This window comes from Pseudomonas sp. IAC-BECa141 (assembly GCF_020544405.1).
Taxonomy (GTDB): Bacteria; Pseudomonadota; Gammaproteobacteria; order Pseudomonadales; family Pseudomonadaceae; genus Aquipseudomonas.
This window is the reverse complement of the sequence record NZ_CP065410.1, coordinates 3,624,508-3,640,356: the sequence shown is the minus strand read 5'-3', so window position 1 is coordinate 3,640,356 and position 15,849 is coordinate 3,624,508. Positions and strand designations below refer to the sequence as shown.

The 15,849-nt window shown below is 60.7% G+C and carries 18 protein-coding genes; 7 read left to right on the top strand and 11 right to left on the bottom strand.

Annotated elements, in window-relative coordinates; genetic code table 11:
• Positions 1-200: 200 nt before the first annotated feature.
• Positions 201-1,805, top strand: a complete 1,605-nt coding sequence (locus I5961_RS16465) for a methyl-accepting chemotaxis protein (protein WP_227232857.1) — start codon at positions 201-203, stop codon at positions 1,803-1,805.
• Between the two features lie 113 nt (positions 1,806-1,918).
• Entirely contained in the window at positions 1,919-2,122 is a 204-nt protein-coding gene (locus tag I5961_RS16460) for a hypothetical protein (RefSeq protein ID WP_085698234.1), read from the top strand.
• A gap of 6 nt (positions 2,123-2,128) precedes the next feature.
• Here I5961_RS16460 and I5961_RS16455 read toward each other — a convergent pair whose 3' ends face one another.
• Both I5961_RS16455 and I5961_RS16450 read right to left on the bottom strand, forming a co-directional pair.
• Positions 2,129-2,365: a DUF2789 family protein gene (locus tag I5961_RS16455; RefSeq protein WP_085687730.1), complete on the bottom strand. Its 237-nt coding sequence runs from the start codon at positions 2,363-2,365 to the stop codon at positions 2,129-2,131.
• A 39-nt stretch (positions 2,366-2,404) separates the two neighbouring features.
• On the bottom strand, positions 2,405-2,668 hold the full coding sequence (locus I5961_RS16450) for a hypothetical protein (RefSeq protein ID WP_227232856.1): 264 nt from the start codon (positions 2,666-2,668) through the stop codon (positions 2,405-2,407).
• A gap of 408 nt (positions 2,669-3,076) precedes the next feature.
• On the opposite strand from I5961_RS16450, the gene I5961_RS16445 reads away from it, so the two are divergent.
• The 3 genes from I5961_RS16445 to I5961_RS16435 all read left to right on the top strand — a co-directional run bounded on the left by I5961_RS16445 (position 3,077) and on the right by I5961_RS16435 (position 4,883).
• Positions 3,077-3,547 carry a hypothetical protein gene (locus tag I5961_RS16445; protein ID WP_007950541.1) on the top strand — a complete coding sequence of 157 codons (471 nt, stop codon included), beginning with the start codon at positions 3,077-3,079 and terminating at the stop codon, positions 3,545-3,547.
• On the top strand, positions 3,544-3,741 hold the full coding sequence (locus I5961_RS16440; protein WP_085703635.1) for a hypothetical protein: 198 nt from the start codon (positions 3,544-3,546) through the stop codon (positions 3,739-3,741). The genes I5961_RS16445 and I5961_RS16440 overlap by 4 nt, the downstream gene beginning before the upstream one ends.
• 128 nt (positions 3,742-3,869) lie before the next feature.
• Positions 3,870-4,883 (top strand): ABC transporter substrate-binding protein, encoded by a 1,014-nt coding sequence (locus I5961_RS16435; protein ID WP_227232855.1) that lies wholly within the window; start codon positions 3,870-3,872, stop codon positions 4,881-4,883.
• Between the two features lie 37 nt (positions 4,884-4,920).
• On the opposite strand, the gene I5961_RS16430 is transcribed toward I5961_RS16435, so the two are convergent.
• Both I5961_RS16430 and I5961_RS16425 read right to left on the bottom strand, forming a co-directional pair.
• Complete coding sequence (locus tag I5961_RS16430; protein ID WP_227232854.1) at positions 4,921-7,053, bottom strand: TonB-dependent receptor; 2,133 nt, start codon at positions 7,051-7,053, stop codon at positions 4,921-4,923.
• A 93-nt stretch (positions 7,054-7,146) separates the two neighbouring features.
• Positions 7,147-7,533, bottom strand: a complete 387-nt coding sequence (locus tag I5961_RS16425; RefSeq protein WP_227232853.1) for a DUF2946 domain-containing protein — start codon at positions 7,531-7,533, stop codon at positions 7,147-7,149.
• Between the two features lie 94 nt (positions 7,534-7,627).
• Between I5961_RS16425 and I5961_RS16420 the strand changes: the two genes are divergently transcribed.
• The gene (locus I5961_RS16420) at positions 7,628-8,068 is read left to right on the top strand and encodes a DUF3995 domain-containing protein (protein WP_085698239.1); all 441 of its coding nucleotides are present in this window, start codon (positions 7,628-7,630) and stop codon (positions 8,066-8,068) included.
• Here I5961_RS16420 and I5961_RS16415 read toward each other — a convergent pair.
• From I5961_RS16415 to I5961_RS16385, 7 genes are all read right to left on the bottom strand, one after another.
• Positions 8,065-8,427, bottom strand: a complete 363-nt coding sequence (locus I5961_RS16415) for a Na+/H+ antiporter subunit G (RefSeq protein ID WP_227232852.1) — start codon at positions 8,425-8,427, stop codon at positions 8,065-8,067. The two genes, I5961_RS16420 and I5961_RS16415, sit on opposite strands and share 4 nt — an antisense overlap.
• Positions 8,424-8,702 carry a K+/H+ antiporter subunit F gene (locus I5961_RS16410; RefSeq protein ID WP_007910754.1) on the bottom strand — a complete coding sequence of 93 codons (279 nt, stop codon included), beginning with the start codon at positions 8,700-8,702 and terminating at the stop codon, positions 8,424-8,426. Before I5961_RS16410 ends, I5961_RS16415 begins: the two co-directional genes overlap by 4 nt.
• Complete coding sequence (locus tag I5961_RS16405) at positions 8,699-9,187, bottom strand: Na+/H+ antiporter subunit E (protein ID WP_085698240.1); 489 nt, start codon at positions 9,185-9,187, stop codon at positions 8,699-8,701. Before I5961_RS16405 ends, I5961_RS16410 begins: the two co-directional genes overlap by 4 nt.
• Positions 9,184-10,863, bottom strand: coding sequence for a monovalent cation/H+ antiporter subunit D (locus I5961_RS16400; protein WP_227232851.1), 1,680 nt, complete (start codon positions 10,861-10,863; stop codon positions 9,184-9,186). The genes I5961_RS16405 and I5961_RS16400 overlap by 4 nt, the downstream gene beginning before the upstream one ends.
• Entirely contained in the window at positions 10,860-11,204 is a 345-nt protein-coding gene (locus I5961_RS16395; RefSeq protein ID WP_003192163.1) for a Na+/H+ antiporter subunit C, read from the bottom strand. Before I5961_RS16395 ends, I5961_RS16400 begins: the two co-directional genes overlap by 4 nt.
• The gene (locus I5961_RS16390) at positions 11,204-14,104 is read right to left on the bottom strand and encodes a monovalent cation/H+ antiporter subunit A (RefSeq protein ID WP_227232850.1); all 2,901 of its coding nucleotides are present in this window, start codon (positions 14,102-14,104) and stop codon (positions 11,204-11,206) included. The genes I5961_RS16395 and I5961_RS16390 overlap by 1 nt, the downstream gene beginning before the upstream one ends.
• A gap of 106 nt (positions 14,105-14,210) precedes the next feature.
• A complete protein-coding gene (locus I5961_RS16385; RefSeq protein WP_227232849.1) occupies positions 14,211-15,149 on the bottom strand; it encodes a DMT family transporter in 939 nt (312 codons plus the stop codon).
• A gap of 85 nt (positions 15,150-15,234) precedes the next feature.
• Here I5961_RS16385 and I5961_RS16380 point away from each other — a divergent pair, with 85 nt between their 5' ends.
• A complete protein-coding gene (locus tag I5961_RS16380; protein ID WP_227232848.1) occupies positions 15,235-15,798 on the top strand; it encodes a helix-turn-helix domain-containing protein in 564 nt (187 codons plus the stop codon).
• Positions 15,799-15,849 lie beyond the last annotated feature (51 nt).

Genomic DNA, 15,849 nt, shown 5'->3' with positions numbered 1-15,849 from the left:
GTCGCGAAAAGATCGCAGCCTTTTGCAGTTTCTCAGTGAACTGCAAAAGTCTGCGATCTTTGCTTTTTCTCGTCTGCCGAAAAGTCCTGCCCACCATTCCATTGACCTGCCACAGACCCACGACTAACGGACCATGGATAATGGCGTTGTAGTGGCGTTTAATGCAGCCACAACAATGAGAACAAGCGTGGGGTAACAAAATGACGAGAGATGGATCTCTGGTTGCGGCTCGGCCTGCACCAGTTGTTTTGCCGAAGAATCGCTGGATGACGCCGACCCTGCAAAGCATCGCCCTGATGCTGTTGCTGGCCGGGATGAGCCTGGGCGAATGGCCCTTGTACGTCAGCATGCCGCTGGCGGTACTGATCGTCTGGCTGCCACGCCTGCGTTCCCGGGCGGTCTCTGATGCGCAACCGGTCGATAGCAGCAACGCGATGTCCGAGCTGACTCGCGACCTTTCGTACACCACCAGTCATAACGCGCTGTCGGCTGCTGGCGTGGCTTTTTCCGTCAAGGAGCTGGCGGGCAAGCTGCAATCGCAACTCGACGCCGCCGCGCAGATCGTCAATAACGCTGAAGTCATGATCGCCACTGAACAGGCCACTTCGCAGCTCAGCCGCGAGGCATTGGGCGCTGCCAGCGAAGCCCATCACAGCAGCGCAGCAGGGCGCACCGAACTGGTGGATTCGATCTCGCGCATGCATCAGCTCAGCCAGCGCGCCAATGCCAGCCGCGAACTGATCGAAGCCTTGAGCCAGCGCAGCGACGATATTCAGCGCGTGACGTTGGTGATCCAATCCATCGCCAGTCAGACCAACCTCCTTGCATTGAACGCCGCGATCGAAGCGGCCCGGGCCGGCGAGCACGGTCGCGGCTTTGCAGTGGTGGCGGATGAAGTGCGCGGTCTGGCGGCGCGTACTGCGACGGCCACTGGCGAAGTGGGCGAGATGGTCGCCGACATTCAGCAACGTACGGCGCAGGTGGTGGAGCAGATACGTCAGCTCTCCGACGATTTGCACACGGGTGTCGAGCAGGTCGAACACACCGGTCAGCACCTGGAAAACATCGCACGACTGGCGGCCGGTGTAGAAAACCAGGTCAGCGAAATTGCCCGGGGTGCAGAAACCAATCGTGAACAGCTCGACAGCCTGTTCACTGCCATCGAACAGATGCGCAGCGATCTGGCGATCAGCGACCAACAGACTCGTCGCCTGGCCGAGGCCGCGGTGCAGATGGAGGGCCAGGCAGAAACCATCAGCGAACGCCTGGCTGAAGTCGGGCTGGATGACTATCACCAGCGCATCTACGACCTCGCCCGCGAAGGGGCCAGCCAGATTGCTGCGCGCTTCGAGGCTGACGTCGAGCAAGGGTGCATCAGCCTTGAAGAACTGTTTGACCGCCAGTATCAGCCGATTCCAGGCACCCAGCCGGCCAAGTTCCAGACCCGTTTCGACCGCTACACCGATCAGGTGCTGCCGGCGATTCAGGAACCGTTGCTGCCGCGTCATGAAGGCCTGGTATTCGCTATCGCCTGTACGCAGCAGGGTTACGTGCCGACCCACAATCAGGTGTTCAGCCAGCCACTGACCGGGGACGTGCAGGTCGATACCGTCAACAATCGCACCAAACGCAAATTCGCCGACCGCACGGGCATCCGCTGCGGCAGTCATCAGCAACCGGTACTGTTGCAGACCTACACCCGCGATACCGGCGAGCTGATGCACGACCTGTCGGTGCCCATCATCGTCAAGGGACGCCACTGGGGTGGATTGCGTCTGGGCTACAAACCGGAGAAACCGCGCTGAGGCATTGTTGCCGGAACTGCAATTAAGCTGTGCAGCGGCGTTGCTGTTTCCTCTTGATCCACTTCATTAACATGCCCGCATAGTTAGGTTGCTAATGAAGTTGGGAGGTCAGCATGCAATGCAGAGTCGATGTCGCGGTGATGATCGGCAGCGGTGTACCCGCCGGACTGCGCGCGATGGGGCAAAGTGTCTGCTGGGTGGTGCTGCTCAATGGCGAGCAGCGCGGCACCGCTTTTGCCAGTCGCGATGAAGCCGAGGAGTGCAGGGCGGCTTGGCTCGCGCAGTTGGGCGCCAGAACAGAGAACAGCCTGCACTGATCGAAATCATTTGCCCCGGTGCAGGCGCACATTCAGCTCGTCGACCATCACCGCTTCTTCGCCATCGGCACGCAGCCATTCCTTGAGCAACTGCGCTTGTTGCGGGCTCCAGAAGTCGGCGTCGATCAACTTGGTATCGGCTTCCAGCGGATGGGCTTCGATGAAGTCGTCAATCGCCGCTTCCTCCGAAGGCAGCCCCAATTGATCGAACAGGGTTGTCAGGTTGTAGGCAGGCAGTTCCATGGTGTACTCCTTGAAGAATGGCGGGATTGATGACTCTCTTTATCTGAGGTGCTCGCTGGCCAGGAGTTCGATTCGCGATTCCAGAGAACGGGCGAGGGCGCAGGCGGCGTTATGATTCTCGCGGAAACCTCTTACAAGCCCCGTCGACTTTTCCCTGATATGGAAAAAGCTGTTGCCCGCCGGGACCACCTGAAACAACGGCTCCCGACCACAAGGCTCAATTGTAGGATCAGTCTCGAACACTGGAGTGTTCAAGGCAAAGACGGGTTCGTGAGTCACGGCAAAATGCGTCATAGTGCACATATGAAGTCCTTTTCATGGATTGACCCGCATTTACAGGGTGTTGCGGGTAGTCGCGAACAGCATCGCTGCTCTAAAATCGCCAACACCTGTTGACGGTATGGCGCTATCTAAAGCAATTTTTTGCGTGCGATATGTCGGAAAAGTGCTTTTTTTGGTGAGTTTTTTCCCTAAAGTTCGTAGTCAGTTTTCTTTGGCCGGCCTTGACGCGTTTTCCTTCAACATTTGGAGAACGTCTTTGCAGGTTTCGTGAGTGGCATTCCAGTAGTCTTGTGCAACTCGCGTTGAATGAGCACTTCGCTCGCTCAGGCGTATATTCGAGTCATCGCGCAACACCTTCGGCCAAGCCGAATTTTTCTGCCGTGCGCGCTATTCGCGTGCGGCACTCTTTTCAAGTGTGGGGATGTTTCTTTGGCAGTCAGTAACCTCGATATGCATGCTTTGTTCGTGCTCGGTGATTTGCGGGCAAAGCTGGTCAAGCAGTTTCAATCGCGTTTTGTTTACATCACCGAGCAGAACGCCGAAGGCATTTATGTTGCCGAGATCGATACCGAAAGCGCACTGGTGGTCGATGACAAACCTGGCCTCAAGCTCAAGGTCGGTGATCATTTCAGCGCGTCGGTACTACCGAGCCGTGAAGGCGGCAAGATGGATATCCGCTTTCGCGAAATCAAAATGACCGTTTACGGTCTGGGCGATTACGCGTTCGTCACCACAGCCGACGGCCATGCCATCGTGTTCAAGGAGGGCCATAGCGCGGTCACCGTGTTTGCCGCCAATGAACAACTCCAGGAAGGCCTGACGAAGACCCTGAAAGCCGTCACCGCCAAAGCCGCCAAGTGGCGCAAGGGCGAACTGGTGACGTTCAAGGCCAGCGAGTGAGCCGCGCCGATTTCCATTTGCAGAACCTCGACAGCGCCCGTGATGAAGCTCGTCGATTGTTCGCTGCGAAGGACGAATTGAAGGGTGCCTGGCTGGGTTGGGTTGCCTCGCAGATCTACGCCTTGCAGCCTGCGGAATACGCCAGCATGGTCAGACGCGAGCTGAAGAGCCTGCAGGAAATGTCTGAAAAGTAGCCTTATCCGTTTCATGCCCCTGAAAAAGCAGGAACCTCGTCTACAGTCAGTTGACTGAGTATTCAGAGGCTTGCGGTCTTCTGTCAGGCCATCCTGCTATTGCTGTGAACAGCACGAGGTGCAAAAGCATGAACGGATTTCGACGGTTGCTGGCCGCTGGCCTGACCACCTTCGGCTTGATGACGGCGGTGCCTGCGGTGAGCGCGGCACAGGCGCCGATCCACTTTGCCGACCTGAACTGGGAAAGCGGCAGCCTGATCACCGATGTCCTGCGCATCATCGTCGAGAAGGGCTACGGCCTGCCGACCGACACCTTGCCGGGCACCACCATCACGCTTGAGACGGCGTTGGCCAACAATGACATTCAGGTCATTGGTGAAGAGTGGGCCGGACGCAGTCCGGTTTGGGTCAAGGCCGAATCCGAAGGCAAGGTCGCCAGCCTGGGCGACACAGTCAAAGGGGCGACCGAAGGCTGGTGGGTGCCGGAATACGTGATCAAGGGCGACCCGGCCAAGGGCATCAAGCCACTGGCGCCGGACCTGCGCAGCGTCAGCGATCTCAAGAAGTACAAGGACGTGTTCAAGGACCCGGAAACCCCGAGCAAGGGTCGATTCCTCAACAGCCCGATCGGCTGGACGTCGGAGGTGGTGAACAAGCAGAAGCTCACGGCCTATGGCTTGCAGAATGACTTCACCAATTTCCGCAGCGGCTCTGGTGCGGCACTGGATGCTGAAATCAGCTCATCGATCCGCCGGGGCAAACCGGTGCTGTTCTATTACTGGTCGCCCACGCCATTGCTCGGCAAGTTCAAGCTGGTTCAACTGGAAGAACCGCCGTTCGACGCCGAAGCGTGGAAGACCCTGACCGACGCCGACAATCCCAATCCAAAACCGACCCGTTCACTGGCTTCCAAGCTGTCGATCGGGGTGTCCACGCCATTCCAGAAGCAGTATCCGCAAATTGCCGAGTTCTTCAGCAAGGTCGACTTTCCGATCGATGACTTGAACAAGGCGCTGGCCGAAATGAGCGAGAAACACACGGCGCCTCGGGATGCGGCGGTGGCGTTCATGAAAGCGCATCCGGATGTGTGGCAGGCGTGGTTGCCGAAGGATGTAGCGCAGAAGGTTCAGGCAGGTCTGTAGCGATGTGGCGAGGGCACCAGGCCCTCGCCAAAGTGGATCAGAACCTTGTCTGCACTGCCAGCTCGAATGTACGCGGTGTGCCGAGGTAATACGCCGGCGACACATGGGCGAACTCGGCATACACCTCATTCGTCAGGTTACGTACCCGCCCGGTCACCGTGGTGTGCGAATCCACCTTGTAGCTGAGGAAGCTGCCAAACAGTGTGTAGGACGGCACGGTCATGGTGTTGGCGTTATCGGCGAACACCGATGCTACGTACCGCGCATCGACCCCGCCTTGCCATTGCGACGAGAAATCGTAGGTCAACCACAGATTGCCGACTCGGTCCGGCACGTTGGTCGGTGTGTTGCCCTTGCGGGAGACCACTACGCCGGCGGCGTTCTTCTCGTTGAATTCATCGTATTGCGCGTCGACCCAAGCGAAGTTGCCTTCGGCCAGCAACTTGTCGGTGATCCGCAGTGAGCTGGCAATCTCGATGCCTTTCGAAGTCTGCTGGCCGACCGGAATGCTGCTGGTCGGGTCCAGTGGATCCGTCACCGCGAAATCTTTTCGCTCGATGGTGTAGGCGGCCACCGTCGCCGAACCGCGACCGTTCAGGTAGTCGAACTTGCCGCCGATTTCCCATTGTTTGCCGGTCGAGACATCAAAGTCCTGAGTGCCATTGGGTTGCTCGGCGGCGGTGCTGTATTGCACGTAGACATTGGCTGACGGAATGAACTGATACGTCAGGCCGACGCGTCCGGTGACTGGCTCCCAGCTGCGCTTCAGATGACGCGGGTTGCTCGCGGTCACCGTGCGATGGTTGGTTACGTCGAGGTCGATGTCGTCGTAGCGCAGGCCTGTGAGCAACGAGAGCTTGTCGGTCAGCGCCAGACGATTTTCGGCAAACAGCGCTTTGGTCGTGACCTCATTGGTCTTGTCGCTGACAAAACCCGGCATCGTTCCGGGAATGTCATAAAAGTGCCCCGGTCGGTAGTTGTTCGGATTCACCGTGCTGGCGCCTTTGACGTTCAGCGGCGAGTTGGTGGTCTGGTTGACTTTGTACTCGAAACCACCGGACCAGGTGGTGTCGAGGCCGAACAGGGTGTTGTCGTGGCGCAATTCGAACTGGTTGCCGTTCTGCTCGCCCTGGTGTCGAACCTGATACGCGGTGGAGCGATTCACCGCGCTGTTGTCGGCGTTGTATTGATAGGTTTCCAGGTTGCGGTAATCACGTTGGCTGTCGAGGTGATAGAGGGTGTTGCGCAGGCTGGTGCTGTCGTTGATCCGGTAATCGATGATCGAGCGCACCCAGATGGTCCGCTGCTCGTAGCGGCCGTCCTCGACGTTGTAGTTGTTGAAGCGGTTGTGCTTGTCGATCTTCAATTCGCCGGCCTTGGGGTTGAGCACCGGCGTGCCCCAGTACGGGCTGTCCTCGTGTTCGTCCTGATATTCCAGGGCCAGGGTGTGCGACAGGTTTGGCGTCAGGTCGCTGAGCAACGAAAATGCCACGCTCCAGGCATCGCGTTGCTGGCGGTCGATGTAGCCATTGCTGGTGTTGTGGCTGACCTCGAGTCGCGCGTAATGCTGCACGTCGGCACCGGGTTCGGTCAGCGCGTGATTGAGGCCGAATGCGGTTTCGGTGGTGTCGTAGGTGCCATAACTGACTCGGCCTTCGACGGCTTGCTCGTCGCGAGTGGCCAGTTTGGTCACGTAGTTCAGCGAACCGCCGACCGAACCGGCGCCGTTGATCAGTGAGGACGGGCCGCCCAACAGTTCGACCCGGTCATAAATCCACGAATCCACGGGGCGCGCCAGTCCGCCGGAAACGTTGACGCCGTTGAACATCTGGGTGATCTGGCTGCTGGTGAAACCGCGATAGGAGACGAACCCGCCAAAGCCAGGCGGCGCACTGGCGTTCACACCCGGCAAGGTGTTGGCTGCGTCCTGAAAGTTTTGCGAACCGTGACGTTCGATGTCATTGCGGTTGGCGATGGCCACCGAAGCCGGGGTGTCACGCACGCTAAGGCCAAGACGCGAGGCCATGCTGCTGGATTGGTCGAGGCTCAGGCCGGGTTCTGCGCCAGACTCGCCATCAATGGTGATCGGCGCCAGATCGACCGTGGATTGCGCCCAGACGTTGACCGACAGGCAGCCGCACAGGCTCGCCAGCAAGGTAAGTTGTTTCATCGATTGAATCCTGAATGCTTGTTTCGGAGTCAGCGCACAGGCGAACGCCGCGCGTTGGCGCAGTGGGCTGACAAATCAAAAAGGCAAGGACACTCAGGCGAGCGGCGGGGCGCGGGGATTGGCCGAAGGCCAGATGAAGCGGGCAGGGAGGTCAGCGCTGACAACGGCCGGCAGCGGCGGGCTGTGTTGTTCCGGCAGGATAGCCAGGGTCAGACTGGAGTTGAACGCCGGACCCATGCCGCCAGTGGAGCACAGCGGGCAGCCGAAGGCCTTGGCCAGCGTCGGCAGTTTTTCTTCGGCGGGATTCGAGGCGAGCGGCGCCTGGGTGCTCGGGTCGACGGCGCAGAACTGGCCGCCGATACCGTTGAGCTGCATGCCGACCATTTGTCCGTGACCGATGCTGCAGGCGAACACGTTGAACAGAACGCAGCAATAGAGCATCCAGGCCAATAGTGAGCGATCGGTACGGGTGAATTTCATGGGGCGGCACTTTACCGCACCGCCGACCGGTCGTGCACATGGAAAAATGCCGACTAGGATGTTTTGTTCAAATCCCTTTAAAGGATTCTCGACCATGACCTTTGTGTTGGCTCAATGGCTGGTGACGATATTCGCGGTAATCAGCCTGATGCATGTGTATTGGGCGATGGGTGGGCAGTGGGCGGCCGTGGCCGTGGTGCCGCAGGTTCCGGTGGACAGCGGCGGGCTGACGCTCAGGCCGGCGTTCAAGCCGTCAGGCTGGATCACGCTGGTGGTGGCGGCAGCCCTGCTACTGATTGCCGCACTGGTATGCATGCGAGTGGGATGGTGGCTGCCCGTCGTGCATCACTGGGCACTGCAATGGGTGATCAGCGCGATTGCGCTGCTGATGTTTGCGAGGGCGATTGGCGATTCGGAGCTGGTGGGTTTTTTCAAGGAAGTGAAGGGGTCGCGGTTTGCCCGGCTCGACACTTGGGTTTACTCGCCGTTGTGTCTGATATTGGGAGCCGGGCTCTTGGCTGTTGCCTGGATCTAGCTGCCGGTGTCAGTGCGCCGGCTGCTGACTTCGGCCGGCACGTCATCCCCGGCCATGCGCTTGCGGAACAACGCCGCCCGCGCCAGGAGCAAGGTGGTCACCGGTACGGTGATCGACAGCAGAATCGGGATCAGCCATGCGTGCAGCACCGGCCCGGACTTGAGCGCGGAGAAACAGATGATCGATGCCAGTGCCACGCACCACGCGCCGAGTGTCGAGGCCAGCGCCGGTGGGTGCATGCGTTGAAAGTAGTCCTTCATCCGCAGCAGTCCGGTTGCGCCGATCAGGGCGAACACGCCGCTGAGGACCAGCAGGATCGCCACCGGGATTTCCACCCACAGAGACAGTTCAGCGTTCATTCGATCACCTCGCCACGCAGGAGGAATTTCGCCAGGGCAAACGAGCCGACGAAGCCGAACAGCGCGATCAGCAGCGCCGCTTCGAAGTAGGTGTCACTGGAATAGCGGATCCCCAGGGTCAGCATCATCAGCATGGCGACGATGTACAGGTAATCCAGCGCCAGTACCCGGTCCTGCGCCGACGGGCCTTTGAACAGGCGTACGAGTGTGAGGACCATCGCCAGGGAAAACAGGAACAGCGTCAGCAGAATCGCGTTCGACAGCAGCGGACTCATTCGAAAATCTCCATCAACGGCTGCTCGTAAGTGACCTTGAAGTGCTGGATGAATTGCGCCTCGTCATCCAGATCCCAGACGTGCAACAAGAGAATGCTGCGATCGAGCGCCAGTTCCGACCACACCGTGCCGGGCACCACCGTACAGATCATCGACAGCGCCGCCAGACCGTTGGCATCGCGCAGGTCCAGCGGCACCTTGATGAAGCGTGAACGAAGCGGCCGGCGGCCGGCGTTGAGTACGCCCCAGGCCACTTGCAGGTTCGAGACGATCACGTCACGCCCGACCAGCAGAAACAAGCGCAGAATCGTGCCCGGGCGGCGGATGTGAATCCGTTGCGGGCGCAGTTTGCGCATCATCAGCGGGGCACAGAAACCAAGTACGGCACCCAGCAGCAGGTTGCCCGGGCTGACCGACAGGTTCAGCACCAGCCACAGCAGCCACAGCGCCAGCGACAACCACGGAGCAGGAAACAGACGCTTCATGGTTGCACCTCCAGCAGTGCGGCCTTGGCTTCCGGGCTCGGCACGGCGCGGGTGCCGAGCACCGCCATCACGTATTGCTGCGGATTGTTCAGGGCATCGGCCGCCGCCTGCGTGTAACGCAGCAGCGGTTCAGCCTTGAAGGTCAGCGCGATGCACAGGCCGAGCAGCAGGAAAATCGGCGTGCATTCCAGTTTGCGCAGCAGCGGCGATGGTCGTTCTTCTGGTGACCAGAAGCGCTGGATCCCCAGCCGCGAGAACGCCATCAGCGAGCCGAGTCCGGTCAGGATAAGCAGGGCCAGCAACGCCCAGGCGGCATTCGAAATCGGTTCGCCAGCGCCGAGGCCAAGCGGATTGAGCAGGGCGCCGATCAGGCTCAGCTTGCCGATGAACCCGGACAGCGGTGGCATGCCGATAATCAGCAGCGCGCAGGCAATGAAGCTTAGACCGAGGAAGGCCATGGTCCACGGGATCACCTGACCGACTACCGCTTTCTGATCGTCGTCGAGGTTGATGCCCTTGACCGGTCGTTGCCATTGCTGCGGACGTGGGAGCAGCTCGTTTTCGTCTTCCAGTGGAACTTCGATGGCGGTACGCGAGCGTTCGATCAATTCGGCCAGCAGGAATAGCGCGCTCAACGCCAGGGTCGAGCTGACCAGATAGAACAGCGCTGCGCCGATCAGGTTCGGCTGGGCGAAACCCACGGCCGACAGCAAAATCCCCGCCGACACCAGAATGCTCAGACTGGCCATGCGTTCCAGGCGTTGCGCGGCAATGATCGCCACGCCTGCGCCGGCCATGGTGGCCATGCCGCCGTAGATCAGCCAGTCACCGCCGAAGTAAGCCGAAGCGCCCGCTTGGCCGGAGAACAGCAGCGTCCACAGGCGCAGCAAGGTGTAGACGCCGACCTTGGTCATGATCGCGAACATGGCTGCCACCGGCGCGCTGGCCGAGGAATAGGCCGGCACCAGCCAGAAGTTCAGCGGCCACATGCCGGCCTTGGCCAGGAAGGCCACGGCCAGAATCCCCGCGCCGGCGTGCAGCAGGCCACGGTCGGCCTCAGACACCAGAGGGATCTTCAACGCCAGATCCGCCATGTTCAGCGTGCCGGTCACGCCGTAGATCAACGCCGCGCCAATCAGGAACAGCGACGAGGCCAGCAGATTGATCGAGATGTAATGCAACCCCGACGACACCCGCGCCCGGCCCGAGCCGTGAAGCAGCAGGCCGTAGGACGCGGCCAGCAATACTTCGAAGAACACGAACAGGTTGAACAGGTCTGCCGTCAGGAACGCGCCGTACAGGCCCATCAGCTGTATCTGGAACAACGCGTGGAAGCTCGACCCGGCGCCGTCCCAGCGGGCCATGGCGAACAGCAGGGCACTGACGCCGATGATCCCGGTCAGCACCAGCATCAATGCCGACAGACGATCGACCACCAGCACAATGCCGAACGGCACCTGCCAGTTGCCCGGCAGGTACACGCCGATGGAGCCGGGCACGCCGGTGGTCTGGGTCCATTGCAACAGCATCACCGAAATACCGAGGCCGAGGAGGCTGGAGAACAGGTTGATTTTCGCCTTCAGCGGACGGTGCTTTTCGCCGAGCATCAGCATGATGGCGGCGGTCAGCAGCGGCAGCAGGATCGGTGCGGCGATCAGGTGAGTCATCGCCGTCATTCCTTGGGCTCCCTTCCGTCAACGTGGTCGGTGCCGGTCAGGCCCCGTGAGGCTAGCAACACCACCAGAAACAATGCGGTCATGGCGAAGCTGATGACGATGGCCGTCAGCACCAGCGCCTGGGGCAGCGGGTCGGTGTAATTGAGCAGGTCCTGCGGTACGCCGTCCTTGATGATCGGCTCCTTGCCGATGAACAGGCTGCCCATGCTGAAGATGAACAGATTGACACCGTAAGACAGCAGGCACAGGCCCATCACCACCTGGAACGTCCGTGGTCGCAGGATCAGCCACACTCCGGACGCGGCGAGTACGCCGATGGCGATTGCGATGACTTCTTCCATCAGACGGCTCCTTTTGCGGCAGCGGTTTTGTGGCCCCGGACCGATTGGTGGGCGAGGGCGGTGAGGATCAGCAAGGTCGAGCCGACCACCACGGCGTAGACGCCGATATCGAAGAACAGCGCGCTGGCGATATGGATGTCACCCAGCAGCGGCACGCTGAAATGCCAGGTGTGGGTGGTCAGGAACGGGTAGCCGACCGCCATCGCCCCAAGACCGGTAACGGTAGCGAACAGCAGACCGGTGCCCATCCAGCGCAGTGGCCGCAGGCTCATTTGCGCCTCGACCCACTGGGTGCCGGCGACCATGTATTGCAGGATGAACGCCACCGACATCACCAGACCGGCGACGAAGCCGCCACCCGGCTGGTTGTGTCCGCGCATGAACAGATAGAACGACACCACCAGCGCAATCGGCAGCAACAGGCGCACCAGCACCGCCGGCACCATCATGAAACCGAGCGCGGTGTCGCTGGCCGAGCGCGGGTTGACCAGATCGGTGACCACGTCGGGGGCGAGCAGGCGTTGCTGGGCCGGCAGTTGCAGGCTTTCTTTCGGTGGGCGGAAGCGACGCAGCAGGGCGAATACGGTCAGTGCCACGGCGGCGAGCACGGTGATTTCGCCCAGGGTGTCGAAACCACGGAAATCCACCAGCATCACATTGACCACGTTGCTGCCGCCGCCCTCGGGCAGGGCACGGCTCAGGTAAAACGAGGAAATATCGTTCGGCGTCTGCCGGGTCAGCATCGCATAGGACAGCAGCGCCATGCCGCCGCCGACGGCAATCGACAGCAGCAAGTCGCGCAGACGTCGCACCCGCGCCTTGCGCAGGCTGCTCGGCAGCGGCGAAACCTCTTCGATCCGCCGTGGCAGCCAACGCAGGCCGAGCAGGATCAGTACAGTGGTCACCACTTCGACCACCAGCTGTGTCAGGGCCAGATCCGGCGCCGAGAACCAGACGAAGGTCACGCAGGTCATCAGTCCGCAGACGCTGACCATGGTCAGGGCGGCGAGCCGGTGATACTTGGCCTGCCAGGCGGCGCCGAGAGCACAGGCGATTGCCAGCAGCCACAGGGTCACGAAAACGATCGAGCCCGGGATCTTCGGCCGGTCGCCCCAGCTCAGGCTGCTGTGCAGCATCGGGATCAGGCCGGCCAGCACTGCCGCCAATACCATCAGGAATAGCTGGGTTTGCAGACGCTTGGTGCCGATCCGCCGCTCCAGCCGCCGGGCCAGGCGCATCATCGCCACCAGACTGCGCTCGAACATTCGCTTGCCGTTGAAGCGTCCGGCCAATGGCGGGTATTTGAAGCGCCCGCGCTTGAGCTGATTGCGCAGCAGTAGATACAGCACGATGCCGCCGGACATGGCGATCAGGCTCATGATCATCGGTGCATTGAGACCGTGCCAGATCGCCAGACTGTATTGCGGCAGCTCGCCACCCACCACTGGCAATGCCGCAGCGGCGAGCAGCGGCCCGACGATTTGAGCCGGGAAAATGCCCACCAACAGACAGGTAAATACCAGCAGTTCAACCGGCGCCCGCATCCAGCGTGGCGGCTCGTGCGGCGTATGCGGCAAGTCGGTGGCAGTCGGGCCGAAGAACACATCAACGGTGAAGCGCAGCGAGTAGGCCACGCTGAACATGCCGGCGATGGTCGCGACGATCGGCAGGCTGGTTTCAACCCACGCCGTGGCATTGATGAACACGGTTTCGGCGAAGAACATTTCTTTCGACAGGAAACCGTTGAGCAGTGGAACGCCGGCCATGGATGCACTGGCGACCATGGCCAGAGTGGCGGTAAACGGAATCAGCTTGAACAGACCATTGAGCTTGCGGATGTCGCGGGTGCCGCTTTCGTGGTCGATGATCCCGGCGGCCATGAACAGCGAAGCCTTGAAGGTCGCGTGGTTGAGAATGTGGAACACCGCGGCCACGGCGGCCAGGGGACTGTTCAGGCCCAGCAGCAGCGTGATCAGGCCGAGGTGGCTGATGGTCGAATAGGCCAGCAAACCCTTGAGGTCGTTCTGGAACATCGCGCAATACGCGCCGAGCAGCAGCGTGGCGGCGCCTGCGCCGCTGACGATATAAAACCATTCTTCGCTGCCGGACAGTGACGGCCACAACCGTGCCAGCAGGAAAACACCGGCCTTGACCATGGTCGCCGAGTGCAGGTACGCCGAAACCGGTGTTGGCGCCGCCATCGCGTGCGGCAACCAGAAGTGGAAGGGGAACTGGGCGCTTTTGCTGAGGGCGCCGATAAGAATGAGGGGAAGCAGGATAGGGTAGAGGGCATGTGCGCGAATCAGATCGCTGGCGGCCAGGACCTTGTCCAGGTCATAGCTGCCGACGACATGGCCGAGGATCATGACCCCCGCCAGCAGGCACAATCCCCCGGCGCCGGTGACCATCAACGCCATGTACGCACCACGGCGCGCGTCGTGGCGGTGGTGCCAGTAGCCGATCAGCAGGAACGAGAAGAGGCTGGTCAGTTCCCAGAAGAACACAATCTGGATCAGGTTGCCGGAGATCACCAGCCCGAGCATGGCGCCCATGAACGCCAGAAAGAATGCGAAGAAACGCGGCACCGGATCGTCCGGCGACATGTAATAACGGGCATATAGGGAAACGAGGGTGCCGATGCCCAGCACCAGCATTGAGAACAGCCAGGCGAAGCCGTCCATGCGCAGAACGAAGTTCAGGCCCAGGCTGGGCAGCCATGTGAATTCTTCGCGAATTACGCCGCCATGAGCGATCTGCGGGTACAGCATCGCGACCGAGACAGTGCCGATCAACGCGACCAGACCTGCCAGCAGGGATTCGGCGTTACGTGCGTTGTGCGGCAGCACGGCTGCCAGACAACTGCCCAGAAAAGGCAGAAGCAGTAGAACTATCAGGGACATAGGCTTCTAATCTGCGGAAGTTTGTGAAGCATCATACGTGCCAGCTCCCGGATCGCCAAACGCGAGGATGTCTCTGAATCCTACAAAGTAGCCGTAAAACCCGCGTTTAGCCTTCGGTCTCGTGCTCCAATTCTTCCGTGACCGTTTGTGTCTCTTTGCCTTTGGTCTTCAATTCGCTGACGATCACTGCCGCCACGATCAGCCCCGCACCCACCAATGCAATCGCTGGCAGACGCTCACCCGCGATACGCCCAACGATCCCGGCCCACACCGGCTCACCGGCGTAGATCAAGGTCGCCCGGGTGGGCGAAACGCTTTTCTGCGCCCAGTTCATCGCCACCTGAATCGCCGCACTCATCGCGCCCAGCCCCAGGGCGGTGCTCAGCAACAGCCACGAAAAATCCGGAATCGCCTCACCGGTCGGCACCACCATCAAGAACGACAGCACCGAAGTCGTCGCCAGTTGCACCACGGTTACGCGGCGCACATCGACCTGCCCGGCATAGTTGCTGATCAGGATGATTTCGGCCGCTATCGCGATGGCGCTGATCAGCGTGGCGATTTCACCGGGGCTGAAATTCAGTGAAGCCCCGGATGGCCCGGAAAGCAGCATCAGCCCGGCAAACGCCAGCATGATGCCGATGCTCGGCATCAAACCCGGGCGCCGACCGAGCACCAGCCATTGCAGCAGTGGCACGAACGGCACATACAGCGCGGTGATGAACGCCGACTGGCTGCTGGGAATGCTCTGCAGACCAACGGTCTGCAAGCCATAACCGAGCATGATCGCCACGCCGATAAAGGCACCGGCCTTGAGTTCGAACAGGGTCAGTTCACGCAGGTGTTTCCACGAGAACAACGCCACGATGCTCGCGGCGGCGGCAAAGCGCAGACCGACGAAAAACATCGGGCCGCTGACCGTCATGGCGTGCTGCACCAGCAGGAAGGTGCCGCCCCAGAGCATGGTGATCAGCACCAGCACGCACTCGGCTTTGCTGAACCGGTGAAACCGCAGGGGAGTTTGGGAGGAGTTGGCTGACGTCATGACCTTGCGCACTGTTTAGGAAGAGACGCACAATGCGCCAAATGTTGCGCAGTATACTGCCCAGTCCCAGCCAGTGAGCAATATAGTGCACAGAGATTCCATTCAACGGGCTTCGGTCCTGCAACACGTCAGCCAGAATGTCCGGCGCCTGCGCCACGCCGCCGAGATGAGCCAGACGGCCCTCGCGGAAAAGTCCGGGGTCAGCCGGCGGATGCTGGTGGCCATCGAGGCCGGCGAAAAGAATGTCAGCCTGACCACCCTCGACCGCGTCGCCGAAGCCCTCGAAGTAGCCTTCAGCGATCTGATCCAGGCCCCGGACAATCGCGATCCCGGCCGTATCAATGAACTGGCCTGGGCTGGCAGCATCCCCGGTAGCAAAGCCGTTTTGCTGTCCAAGGCCAGCGCCACCCGTGCAGTGGAACAGTGGGAATGGTGCCTGCAACCCGGCGAGATCTATCCTTCGCAGCCGGACGCCGAAGGCTGGAGCGAACAGATTTTCGTGTTCGAGGGCTGCCTGACGCTGATGCTCGGCGACCAACCCCAACAGATTGCAGCCGGGGAGTTTTTCATGTTCGCCAGCAATCAGCCGCACACCTATCGCAACGATGGGGAAGTGGCGGCGCGTTTCGTGCGCAATGTGGTGATCTGACTGACACAGAACCCGACAGCGGATCGCGTCGGCAGGAGAAAAAAGTCGCGT